Annotated in this window: 7 protein-coding genes and 3 pseudogenes; 7 read left to right on the top strand and 3 right to left on the bottom strand. The window is 72.8% G+C overall.

The window, feature by feature from the left end:
* Window positions 1-404 precede the first annotated feature (404 nt).
* The 6 genes and pseudogenes from AC2W7G_RS03205 to glgB all read left to right on the top strand — a co-directional run bounded on the left by AC2W7G_RS03205 (window position 405) and on the right by glgB (window position 8,836).
* On the top strand, window positions 405-1,244 hold the full coding sequence (locus tag AC2W7G_RS03205; protein WP_485867169.1) for a hypothetical protein: 840 nt from the start codon (window positions 405-407) through the stop codon (window positions 1,242-1,244).
* A complete protein-coding gene (locus tag AC2W7G_RS03200) occupies window positions 1,241-1,537 on the top strand; it encodes a helix-turn-helix domain-containing protein (RefSeq protein ID WP_485867168.1) in 297 nt (98 codons plus the stop codon). The genes AC2W7G_RS03205 and AC2W7G_RS03200 overlap by 4 nt, the downstream gene beginning before the upstream one ends.
* Before the next feature lie 83 nt (window positions 1,538-1,620).
* The gene (locus AC2W7G_RS03195) at window positions 1,621-3,582 is read left to right on the top strand and encodes a maltotransferase domain-containing protein (RefSeq protein WP_485867167.1); all 1,962 of its coding nucleotides are present in this window, start codon (window positions 1,621-1,623) and stop codon (window positions 3,580-3,582) included.
* A gap of 46 nt (window positions 3,583-3,628) precedes the next feature.
* The gene (gene treS, locus AC2W7G_RS03190) at window positions 3,629-5,449 is read left to right on the top strand and encodes a maltose alpha-D-glucosyltransferase (RefSeq protein WP_485867166.1); all 1,821 of its coding nucleotides are present in this window, start codon (window positions 3,629-3,631) and stop codon (window positions 5,447-5,449) included.
* A gap of 5 nt (window positions 5,450-5,454) precedes the next feature.
* Window positions 5,455-5,691 (top strand): annotated as a pseudogene (locus AC2W7G_RS03185) (maltokinase N-terminal cap-like domain-containing protein); the annotation flags it as partial.
* Between the two features lie 1,138 nt (window positions 5,692-6,829).
* Window positions 6,830-8,836, top strand: coding sequence for a 1,4-alpha-glucan branching protein GlgB (gene glgB, locus AC2W7G_RS03180; RefSeq protein ID WP_485867165.1), 2,007 nt, complete (start codon window positions 6,830-6,832; stop codon window positions 8,834-8,836).
* 195 nt (window positions 8,837-9,031) lie between these two features.
* On the opposite strand, the gene AC2W7G_RS03175 is transcribed toward glgB, so the two are convergent.
* The 3 genes and pseudogenes from AC2W7G_RS03175 to AC2W7G_RS03165 form a co-directional block, all read right to left on the bottom strand.
* The gene (locus AC2W7G_RS03175) at window positions 9,032-10,165 is read right to left on the bottom strand and encodes an AI-2E family transporter (RefSeq protein ID WP_485867164.1); all 1,134 of its coding nucleotides are present in this window, start codon (window positions 10,163-10,165) and stop codon (window positions 9,032-9,034) included.
* A 9-nt stretch (window positions 10,166-10,174) separates the two neighbouring features.
* Window positions 10,175-10,851: pseudogene (locus AC2W7G_RS03170) on the bottom strand (uracil-DNA glycosylase).
* Window positions 10,848-11,996 (bottom strand): MFS transporter, encoded by a 1,149-nt coding sequence (locus AC2W7G_RS03165; RefSeq protein WP_485867163.1) that lies wholly within the window; start codon window positions 11,994-11,996, stop codon window positions 10,848-10,850. Before AC2W7G_RS03165 ends, AC2W7G_RS03170 begins: the two are co-directional and overlap by 4 nt.
* Before the next feature lie 63 nt (window positions 11,997-12,059).
* On the opposite strand from AC2W7G_RS03165, the pseudogene AC2W7G_RS03160 reads away from it, so the two are divergent.
* Window positions 12,060-12,276 (top strand): annotated as a pseudogene (locus AC2W7G_RS03160) (MFS transporter); the annotation flags it as partial.

Raw genomic sequence — 12,276 nt, 5'->3', positions numbered from 1 at the left:
CGGGCGCAGGTCCACCGCGACGTTCCACGGCGTCCTCGCGGCGTCGTAGCCGGGGGTCGCCGGGCAGGTGGACGTCACCTCCGCACAGGCCCCGCAGGGCGTCGGCGGTGCGGTCGGTGGGCGAGATGGTGCTCATGCGTTCTCTTCCTGGGGGGAGGGGTGCCGCACGCCGGGGGCGTCGCGGCCGGGGGGACGAGCGACACGGCCGGCGGGCCGCGGTCCCGGGCCGGGCCTCGCGGCCGGCGCCCTCGGACGTCGCTCGGCTCACCACCCTCCGTCCCGGGCTCGGCGCGGCACCATCCCGCACGAGCGGGAAAACGTTCAGCCACCAGCCGTGGGAGGGCCGGTCATCCCAGATTGCTGGGGGGTTCCGCTGACCCGGCGGTCGTCGCACACTGAACGGCATGGTCACCGGACTCCTGGGGGAGCGCGTGCGCCGCGACGTGGAGGTCGTCGCGCGCGCGGGCCTCGACGTGGAGACCTTCGCCGAGGAGGCCATCGCCTCCACCGGACGGGCGCTCCGCTTCGACGCGGCGTGCCTGGCCACCACCGACCCGGGCACCGGACTGCTCACCGGCGCCCGGAAGTACGGCGGCCTGGTCGGGCGCAACGAGCACGACCACGAGTTCGGGCTGATCGAGTACGGCCAGGACGACCCGACCGCGTTCACGGTCCTGGCCGACCAGCACGTCGCGGCGGCCGGAGTGCACCTGCAGACCCGCGGGGACGTCAGCGCGTCCGTGCGGATGGACCAGTTCATGCGCCCGCACTTCGGCTTCCGCGACGAGCTGCGGATGGTCTTCACCGACGAGCGCGGAATGCTGTGGGGCGGCCTGGCCCTGTTCCGCGAGGAGGACCGTCCGTTCGACCCCGACGAGGTGCGCTTCGCCGCGAGCCTGTCGGGCGTCTTCGCCCTCGGCATGCGCGCGGGCCTGCTCTCGGCGATGGCCGCCCACCGGCCGACCGCGCCGGGCGGACCGGCCGTGCTCGTGGTGGACGCCTCCGACCGGGTCGTCCGCACGTCCGTCGGTGCCGAGGCGTGGCTCGACGAGCTCGTCCAGGGGCCGTCAGCGGGGCCCCGATCGCCCCGGTCGCCTCGCTCGTGGGCGCGGCCCGGCGGTTCGCCAGCGGACGCACGTCGGTCGTGCCGCGCAGCCGGGTCCGTTCGGCCAGCGGCCTGTGGCTGGTCATGCACGCCAGCCCGCTCGCGGGGCCCGACGGGGTCAGCGGCGAGGTGGTGGTGACCATCGAGGAGGCCCGTCCGCCCGAGATCGTGCCACTCGTCGTGGCGGCGTTCGGGCTCACCCCGCGCGAGCGCGACGTCACCCAGCTGGTGCTGCAGGGCCTGGGCACGCGCGAGATCGCCGCCGCCGTCCACCTGTCGGCCTACACCGTGCAGGACCACCTCAAGTCGGTGTTCGAGAAGGCCGCGGTGCGCAGCCGCCGCGAGCTCGTCGCCCGCATCTACTTCGACCAGTACGTGCCCCGCATGGGCGCCGAGCTGGGCCCCTCCGGCTGGTTCGACCCGGCCGGCTGAGCCGCGTCCCCCGCACGACCGGTTGCGGCCGGCCGCCGCGCTGGCAGGCTGGGGCTCGTAGCGCGACGACGAGAGGGGACCTTGTGCAGGGACGACTCGGCATCGACGACGTCCGCCCGCAGGTCGCCGGCGGACGTTTCCCGGCCAAGGCCGTGGTGGGCGAGCACGTGCCGGTGACTGCGACGGTGTGGCGCGAGGGGCACGACGCCGTCGCGGCGACCGTGGTCTGGAAGGGCCCGGGCGACCGCACCGCGCGCAGCGTGCGCATGGAGCCGCAGGGCGTGGGCCTGGACCGGTTCGCCGCCGCGATCGTCCCCGACGCCGTCGGCACGTGGACGTTCCGGGTCGACGCGTGGAGCGACCCGTGGGCCACCTGGCTGCACGCGGTCGAGAAGAAGGTCGCCGCCGGCCAGGACGCCGACGAGCTCGCCAACGACCTCGAGGTCGGTGCCCGGGTGCTGGAGGCGAGCCCCGACCGGCGGTCCCGCGCGCTGCTGCAGCAGGCCGCCGCCGCGCTGCGCGACACGTCCCGTCCGTTGGACGAGCGGCTGGAGCCGGCGCTCTCGCCGGCCGTGCGCGCCGTCATGCACGACAACCCCGTCCGCGAGCTGGTCACCAAGGGGACGCCGCAGAAGCTCTGGGTCGACCGACAGCGCGCCGCGTTCGGCTCCTGGTACGAGTTCTTCCCGCGCAGCACCGGGGGCGTGGACGCCGACGGCAGGCCCGTGCACGGCACGTTCGCGACGTCCCTGCCGATGCTCGAGCGGGCTCGGCGCATGGGCTTCGACGTCGTCTACCTCCCCCCCATCCACCCGATCGGCACGATCAACCGCAAGGGCCGCAACAACACCCTCGACCCGGGCCCGGACGACGTGGGCTCGCCGTGGGCCATCGGCTCGGCCGAGGGCGGCCACGACGCCGTGCACCCGGACCTGGGCACGATCGACGACTTCGACGCGTTCGTCGCGCGGGCCACCGACCTGGGCCTGGAGGTCGCGCTCGACCTGGCCCTGCAGGCCGCGCCGGACCACCCGTGGGCCCGCGAGCACCCCGAGTACTTCACGGTGCTGCCCGACGGCACGATCGCCTACGCCGAGAACCCGCCGAAGAAGTACCAGGACATCTACCCGGTCAACTTCGACAACGCGCCCGAGGCGATCTACGCCGAGGTGCTGCGGGTCGTGCTGTTCTGGGTCGAGCACGGGGTGCGCATCTTCCGGGTCGACAACCCGCACACCAAGCCGCCGGACTTCTGGGCCTGGCTCATCGCCGAGGTCAAGCGCGAGCACCCGGACGTCCTGTTCCTCGCCGAGGCGTTCACGCGCCCGGCCGTGCTGTTCGGCCTGGCCCGGCTCGGCTTCACCCAGAGCTACACGTACTTCACGTGGCGCACGGGCAAGGAGGAGCTGGTCGAGTTCGGCGAGATGCTGCGCGACCGCTGGGACGAGAGCCGGCCCAACCTGTTCGTCAACACGCCGGACATCCTGCACGAGTCGCTGCAGGTGGGCGGGCGCGGCATGTTCGCGCTGCGGGCCGCGCTCGCGGCCACGCTGTCGCCGACCTGGGGCGTGTACTCGGGCTACGAGCTCTACGAGCACGAGCCGGTGCGACCGGGCAGCGAGGAGTACCTGAACTCCGAGAAGTACGAGCTGCGCCCGCGCGACTTCGACGCGGCGCTGGAGCAGGGCCGCTCGCTGGAGCCGTGGCTGACCCGGCTCAACGAGGTCCGTCGCGCGCACCCCGCGCTGCAGCAGATGCGCACGCTGCACTTCCACGAGATCGACAACGAGGCGCTGCTCGCGTACTCCAAGACCGACCCTGCCACGGGGGACGCCGTGGTCGTGGTGGTGACGCTCGACCCGCACCAGCCGCAGGAGGGCACGCTCCACCTCGACCTCGAGGCGCTCGGCCTGGAGCCCGGCGAGCCGGTCGTGGTGCTCGACGAGGTGAGCGGGTCGTCCTTCACGTGGGGCGAGCACAACTACGTCCGGCTCGACCCGGCGGTGGCCGTGGCCCACGTCGCGGCCGTCGTGACGGACGCCTGACGTCGTCGGGTCGCAGCATCCGGGCACCTGCGCGAAGGTAGGGGACATGCCCGACGCCATCGGTTCCGAGCTCCAGCGCCACGACCCCCTCGACGGCCTCGAGGACGTCCCGCACACCGGAGAGGCGGTGACCGAGGAGGGACTCCTCGTCGAGCCTCAGGCGGGCGACTTCACCGCGGCGCACGAGGCGCCGCGGGACCCGGCCTGGTACAAGCACGCGGTCTTCTACGAGGTGCTCGTGCGGGCCTTCGCCGACTCCAACGGCGACGGCACCGGCGACCTGCGCGGCCTGGCCGGCAAGCTGGACTACCTGCAGTGGCTCGGCGTCGACTGCCTGTGGCTGCCGCCGTTCTACGCCTCGCCGCTGCGCGACGGCGGGTACGACATCAGCGACTTCCGCGCGGTGCTGCCCGAGTTCGGCACGGTCGAGGACTTCGTCTTCCTGCTGGAGGAGGCGCACAAGCGCAACATCCGGGTCATCACCGACCTGGTGCTCAACCACACCTCCGACCAGCACCCGTGGTTCCAGGCCTCGCGCACCGACCCGGACGGGCCGTACGGCGACTTCTACGTCTGGAGCGACGACGACGCGGCCTACAGCGACGCCCGCATCATCTTCGTCGACACCGAGTCGTCCAACTGGACGTACGACCCGGTGCGCGGCCAGTTCTTCTGGCACCGCTTCTTCAGCCACCAGCCCGACCTCAACTACGAGAACCCGGCCGTGCAGGAGGCGATGATCGACGTCCTGCGCTTCTGGCTCGACCTCGGCATCGACGGCTTCCGGCTCGACGCCGTGCCCTACCTGTTCGAGGAGGAGGGCACCAACTGCGAGAACCTGCCGCGCACCCACGAGTACCTCAAGAAGTGCCGCAAGGTCGTCGACGACGAGTACCCCGGACGCGTCCTGCTGGCCGAGGCCAACCAGTGGCCCAGCGACGTCGTGGAGTACTTCGGCGACCCCTCGGTGGGCGGCGACGAGTGCCACATGGCCTTCCACTTCCCGCTCATGCCGCGAATCTTCATGGCGGTGCGCCGCGAGTCGCGCTTCCCGATCTCGGAGATCCTGCAGCAGACGCCGGACATCCCCGACGGCGCCCAGTGGGGCATCTTCCTGCGCAACCACGACGAGCTGACCCTGGAGATGGTCACCGACGAGGAGCGCGACTACATGTACGCGGAGTACGCCAAGGACCCGCGCATGAAGGCCAACATCGGCATCCGCCGCCGGCTCGCCCCGCTGCTGGACAACGACCGCAACCAGCTGGAGCTGTTCACCGCGATGCTGCTGAGCCTGCCCGGCTCGCCGGTGCTGTACTACGGCGACGAGATCGGCATGGGCGACAACATCTGGCTGGGCGACCGCGACGCCGTCCGCACCCCGATGCAGTGGAGCCCGGACCGCAACGCCGGCTTCTCCTCGTGCACGCCCGGTCGCATCTACCTGCCGGTGATCATGGACGCCACGTACGGCTACGAGGCGATCAACGTCGAGTCCCAGCAGGACAGCCCGGCGTCGCTGCTGAACTGGACCCGCCGGATGATCCAGGTGCGCAAGGAGCACATCGCCTTCGCCGAGGGCGACTTCGTCGACCTGGGCGGCTCGAACCCGAGCGTCCTGGCCTACCAGCGCACGTACACCCGGCCCGACGGCGGACGCGACACCGTCCTGTGCGTCAACAACCTGTCGCGGTTCCCGCAGCCGGTCGAGCTGGACCTCTCGGCCTTCCAGGGCCTGGTGCCCAGCGAGCTCACCGGCGGCGTGCGGTTCCCCGAGATCGGCGAGCTGCCGTACCTGCTGACCCTGCCCGGGCACGGCTTCTACTGGTTCGAGCTGTGCCAGTCCGACGACAACGACCCGAGGTGAGCGCCATGAGCCCGACCCCGTGGATGGACGACGTCCTGCGTGCCCTGCCCGAGTGGCTGACCGGACGCCGGTGGTTCGCCGGCAAGGATCGGCCGGTCGACGCGGTGCGGCCGCTGGAGACCACGCTGCTGGTCGAGGGCGACCCCGCCCTCGTCCACCTCGTCGTCGAGGTGCTGCAGGGCGACCGGCGCGACGTGTACCAGCTGCTGGTCGGCGCGCGTCGCGCCGAGGCGCCGGACGTCCCGGCCGCCGCGGTGATCGAGGTCGAGGACGGCATCACCATGTACGAGGCCTCCGGCGACGCCGACGTCACCAGCGAGCTGCTCGGCCTGCTGGCGCGCGAGGCGAGCGTCGGCGACGTGACCTTCCACCTCGAGCCGGACGTCGTCCTCGACGCCGGTCTGCGCGGACGTCCCATCACCAGCGAGCAGTCCAACACGTCCCTGGTCTTCGGCAGCCAGTACATCCTCAAGCTCTTCCGCCGGCTGTCGCCGGGCGTCAACAAGGACCTCGTGCTGCACCGCGCGCTGCGCGACGCCGGCTGCCGGCACATCGCCCAGCCGCTGGGGTCGATCGCCGGCCGCTTCGACGGCGGCGAGACGACGCTGGGCATGATGCAGCAGTTCTTCCCCGACGCCGCCGACGGCTGGGCCATGGCCACCACGAGCGTCCGCGACCTCATGGCCGACCCGGGCACCGCGCCCGAGGAGCACGGTGGCGACTTCTCCGGCGAGGCCCGCCGGCTCGGCCAGGCCGTGGCCGACGTCCACGCCGACCTCGCCCGAGCCCTGGGCACCGAGGACGTCGGGCCCGAGGAGCTGGCCGGCAAGGTCCGGGTCATGACCGAGCGGCTGGACGACGTCGCCGCGCAGGTGCCGGCCCTCGCGCCGCACGTTCCCGGCATCCGCGCGGTGCTCGAGCAGGTGCGCGCGCTGCCCGGACCGCTGCGCAGCCAGTACGTCCACGGCGACCTGCACCTGGGCCAGGTGCTGCGCACCGTCGGCGGCTGGACGGTCATCGACTTCGAGGGCGAGCCCGCCGCCCCGCTGGAGGAGCGGGCCGCGCTCCGCTCGCCGCTGCGCGACGTCGCCGGCATGCTGCGCTCGTTCGACTACGCCGCCCACCAGCTGCTGGTCGGCAACCCCGAGGACTCCCAGGCGCTGGAGTACGGCGCCCTGGCCTGGGCCCAGGTGAACCGCGACGCGTTCTGCGACGGCTACGCTCGGTCTCCGACCTCGGCGACCCGCGCGAGCAGAGCGTCCTGCTCGCGGCCCTGGAGCTGGACAAGGCCGTCTACGAGGTCGGCTACGAGCACGCCAACCGGCCGGACTGGCTGGCCATTCCGCTGTCGTCCATCGCCCGCATCGTCGAGGAGACCGCATGAAGCACGCCAAGCAGCCCGGACTGGGCGAGCTCGACCTGCACCTGATCGGCGAGGGCCGGCACGAGCGCCTGTGGCAGGCGCTGGGGGCGCACCCGCGCACGGTCGACGGCGTCGACGGCACGTCGTTCGCGGTCTGGGCGCCCAACGCCCGCTCGGTGCGGGTCGCCGGCGACTTCAACGACTGGAGCTCGGACGCGCACCCGCTGGCGCACACCGACGGCGGCATCTGGGAGGGCTTCGTGCCCGGCGCCGCGCCCGGCCACGCCTACAAGCTGCGCATCGAGGGCCCGGACGGGCAGTGGCAGGAGAAGGCCGACCCGATGGCCTTCGCCACCGAGGTGCCGCCCGCCAACGCCTCGATCATCACCCGCTCCGAGCACGCCTGGGGCGACGACGAGTGGCTCGAGCGCCGCGCCGCCACGACCTGGTCGGACGCGCCCATGAGCATCTACGAGGTGCACCTCGGCTCGTGGCGCCAGGGACTGTCCTACCGCGAGGCGGCCGAGCAGCTCGCCACGTACGTGCTGGAGCACGGCTTCACCCACGTCGAGCTGCTGCCCGTCGCCGAGCACCCGTTCGGCGGCTCGTGGGGCTACCAGGTCACCAGCTACTACGCGCCGACATCCCGCTTCGGCAGCCCGGACGACTTCCGCTGGTTCGTCGACCACCTGCACCAGCGCGGCATCGGCGTCATCGTCGACTGGGTGCCCGCGCACTTCCCGCGCGACGCCTGGGCGCTGGCCCGCTTCGACGGCACCCCGCTCTACGAGCACCCCGACCCGCGCCGCGGCGAGCAGCCCGACTGGGGCACCTACGTGTTCGACTTCGGACGTCCGCAGGTGCGCAACTTCCTGGTCGCCAACGCGCTGTACTGGCTCGAGGAGTTCCACGTCGACGGCCTGCGCGTCGACGCCGTCGCCTCGATGCTCTACCTGGACTACTCGCGCCAGGACGGCCAGTGGGAGCCCAACGTCCACGGCGGCCGCGAGAACCTCGAGGCCGTCCAGTTCCTCCAGGAGCTCAACGGCACCGTCGCCAAGCACCACCCCGACACCCTCGTCATCGCCGAGGAGTCCACGTCGTGGCCCGGCGTCACCGCGCCGACCGGCACCGGCGGCCTGGGCTTCTCGATGAAGTGGAACATGGGCTGGATGCACGACACGCTGCAGTACCTGGGCCGTGAGCCCGTGCACCGCTCCTGGCACCAGGACGAGATCACCTTCTCGCTCGTCTACGCCTGGAGCGAGCAGTTCGTGCTGCCGCTCTCGCACGACGAGGTCGTCCACGGCAAGGGCTCGCTGTGGGGCCGCTCGCCCGGCGACGCCTGGAACAAGGCGGCCGGCGTGCGCACCCTGCTGGCCTACATGTGGGCCCACCCGGGCAAGCAGCTGCTGTTCATGGGCGGCGAGTTCGGCCAGTCGGGGGAGTGGTCCGAGGGCCGGTCGCTGGACTGGCACGAGCTCGACGACCCCCTGCACACGGGCATCCTGCGCCTCGTGGGCGACCTCAACCGCACGTACGTCGCCTCCCCGGCGCTGTGGTCGCAGGACGCCCGGCCCGAGGGCTTCGTCTGGATCGACGCCTCCGACGCCGCGGGCAGCGTGCTGAGCTTCCTGCGCGTGGGCGCGGACGGCTCGCAGCTGGCCTGCATCTGCAACTTCTCCGGCGCCCCGCACCACGACTACCGGGTCGGGCTGCCGGCCACCGGCACCTGGCGGGAGGTGGTCAACACCGACGCCGAGGTCTACGGTGGTTCCGGCGTGGGCAACCTCGGCCGGGTCGAGGCCACCGACGAGCCGATGCACGGCCAGCCCGCGTCCGCGGTGGTCCAGATCCCGCCGGCGGGCGTGCTGTGGCTCGTCCACGAGGACGCGTCCGGCACCGTCGAGCCGACTCTCGGCGAGGTCGCGACCGAGGACGCGGTCGAGGACCCGGCCGAGGCCGCGACCGGCACCGTGGCCGGTGGCGCGACGCCGGACGACGACAGGCCTAGTCCGTTGTGACTAGACGGACCTAGTCCGGGTCCAGTACGGTGAACCCATCACTGGTGTGAGCACAGGTGAGCGAGCGGCCGGCTGGCGATCGGGGGACGTCAGCCGGCTCTCCTCTCCCGCGACACACGCTGGGGGTGGACGGAGAAGGGGCGACCGCATCGCGGTCGCCCCTTCTTGTCGTCCCCGGCGGTGCGGGCGGCCCGGTCAGGGCTGCTCGGCGACCGGGTGCGGCTCGTCCAGCGGGGGCTCGGCGTCCTCGTCGACGATCCCGGCCTCGCGGTCGATCCGCTCGAGCAGGTAGCGCAGCGTCTCGGCCACGGCCGAGGCGACGGGGACGGCGAGGAACGCGCCGGTGATGCCGAACATCGAGCCGCCGGCCGTCACCGACAGCAGGATGACGCCGGCGTGCAGGTTCATGCTCTTGCCCTGCAGCCACGGCGACAGGACGTTGCCCTCGAGCTGCTGCACGACCAGGACGATGGCCAGCGCGACGAGCGCCTCCTGCCAGCCGTTGGTCACGAGCGTGACGAGCACCGCGAGCGCACCGCTGACGAACGCGCCGATGATCGGGATGTAGCCGCCGAAGAACGTGATGACGGCCAGCGGCACGGCCAGCGGGACGTCGAGGATCACCAGGCCGGCGCCGATGATGATCGCGTCGATCGCGGCCACCATCGTCTGGGCCCGGATGAAGCCGCCCAGGGTGTTCCAGATGCGGGTGAGCAGCTCGCTGAGGTGGCCGCCGACGTTCTCGCCGCCGATCGAGCGGATCCAGGGCAGGAACTTGTGGCCGTCCTTCATGAAGAAGAAGGTCAGCACCAGGATTAGCACGACGTTGACGATGACGCCGGTGGCGACGCCGATCGTGGAGAAGACGCCCGACCCGATCTGGGTGGCGCTGGACTGGATGCGGTCCTGGACGGCCGAGATGGCGTTGGTGATCTGGCCCTCGGTGACCTCGAACGGGCCGGTGACCAGCCACTCGCGGACCTGCTGCAGCCCGTCGACGGCACCCTCGGCGACGTCGTCGGCCTGGCCGGCGACCTGGGGCGCGATGAGCGCGACCAGGGCGCTGATCAGCGCGAAGAAGCTGAGCATGACGGTGACGGCGGCGAGGGCGTCCGGCCAGCCGTGGCGGCGCAGGAACCCGGTCGGCGGCTGGAGCACCGTGGCGACCACGAGGGCCATGGCGAGCGGGTACAGCACCATCCAGGTGTGGCCGATGACCCAGCCGATGACGACGGCGGCCGCGGCGTAGACGACGATCCGGATGCCCCACTTCTGCAGGACGGCGAAGCCGTGGTCGACGACGCGGTCGCGCTCGTGGGAGAGACTCATGGCGTCACCCTACGGGTCCAGGCGCCAGTCCACCGGTCGTGCCCCGAGCGCCTCCAGCGCCGCGTCGACCCGGCTGAACGGACGCGACCCGAAGAACCCGCGCGAGGCCGACAGCGGGCTGGGATGGGCGCTGGCCACGACCGGGGTGGCGCCCAGCAGCGGCACGAGGCCCTGCGCGTCCCGGCCCCACAGGACGGCCACGAGCGGGGCGTCCCGGGCCACGAGCGCGCGGATGGCCTGCTCGGTCACCTCCTCCCAGCCCTTGCCGCGGTGGCTGGCCGCGGCACCGGCCGGACGGTGAGCACGCGGTTGAGCAGCAGCACGCCCTGCCGCGCCCACGGGGTGAGGTCGCCGGACGCGGCCGGCGCGATGCCGAGGTCGGCCTCGAGCTCGGCGAAGACGTTCACCAGGCTGCGCGGGAGCGGGCGCACGTCCGGCTGGACCGAGAACGACAGGCCCATGGCGTGGCCCGGCGTCGGGTACGGGTCCTGGCCGACGACGAGCACGCGGACGTCGGCCATCGGCTCGCGGAACGCGCGCAGGACGGCGTCGCCGGCCGGCAGGTAGCCGTGCCCGGCCGCGGTCTCGGCACGCAGGAAGTCGCCCATCGCGTGGATGCGGTCCTCGACCGGGGCGAGCGCCTCGGCCCAGTCGGGGGCGACCAGCTCGGCCAGCGGACGTCTCACACCGGCTCCCGCTCGGCCAGCGCCCGGCGCGCGAGCAGGCCCGCGGCCAGGCAGCCCACGAGCGGGACGAGCAGCGCCGTGGGCAGCGAGACCCAGGTGCGCAGGAAGCCGATGATCGACGGGCCGGCGAGCAGGCCGGTGTAGCCGAAGCTGGTGATGCGGGCCAGGTAGGTGCCGGCGGCGGTCGGGTCGACGTTGCCCGCGGCGCTGAAGAACTGCGGCACGCAGCCGGCCAGGCCGACGCCGAACAGGGCCCAGGCGGCGATGGCGACGGGCGCGCTGGGCGCCAGAACGACGCCGAGCATCGCGACGGCGCCGACCAGCGCGGCGCCGCTGACGTACGTCGCCGTCCCGACCCGGGCCACGACCCGGTCGGCGACGAGGCGCACGATCGTCATGGTGGCCGAGAAGGCGCCGAACGCCCAGGCCGCGACCGTCTCGCTGGAGCCGAGGCTGTCGCGCAGGTGGACGGTGCTCCAGTCGTAGGCCACGCCCTCGCTGAGCATGAGCGCGAACGCGAGCAGGCCGAGCAGGACCACCTTCGGCGTCCACGGCACGCGCCGGCGTCCGCCCTCGTCCGTCGGCTCGGGCGCGGCGTCGTCGAGCAGGGGACGGCGGGTCACGAGGGCGCCGGCGACGCCTAGGACGGCCGCGGCCGAGAGCGTGGCGAGCATGCCGACGTCCTGGCCGATCAGCAGCCCGCCGAGCAGCGCGGCCGCGAGGTTGCCCATGGAGAACAGCGCGTGGAACGCGGCCATGATCGGACGGCCGTACGCCCGCTCGACCACGACGGCCTGCGCGTTCTGCGCGACGTCGACGAACCCGTTGGCCAGGCCGAGCACCGCCAGGACGACGGCCAGGACGACGGGGGACTCGGTCAGCGCGATGAACGGCAGGCTCACGGCCAGCGTCGTCATGGCGACCGCGACCGTCGGGGCCGAGCCGACCCGGTCGACCATCCGGCCGCCGACCTGCATCCCCACGAGGGCGGCGACGCCGATCAGCAGCAGCAGCGCACCCAGGGTGGAGTCGTCGATGCCGGTGCGGTCCTTGACCAGCGGGATGTGGACGATCCACATGCCGAGCAGGAAGCCGTTGAGGCCGAACAGTCCGAAGGTGGCCCGGCGGGCGTGGGTGGGCGGCACCGCCCGAGCCTATCGAGCCGACCCCGGCCGGCCGGCCAGGACGGTCACTAGACTCGTCGCGCCGTGTCAGCCGTCGCCGCCTACCGCGAGCTCCTGCGGATCGTCGGGCCCGCCTACGTCCTCGTAGCCTTCCTCGGGCGAGTTCCGCTTGCCATGAGCCAGATGGGCACCCTCCTGCTGGTCAGCGACGCCACCGGCCGGTACGCGTACGGCGGGGCCGCCGCCGGCGTCCTGGCCGTCGCGAACGCCGTCGGGCCCGTTCTGGGCGCCCTCGCCGACC

The sequence above is a fragment of the Aeromicrobium sp. PFPM2_SD2 genome, assembly GCF_057364525.1.
This window is presented reverse-complemented; position numbering and strand designations above follow the sequence as displayed.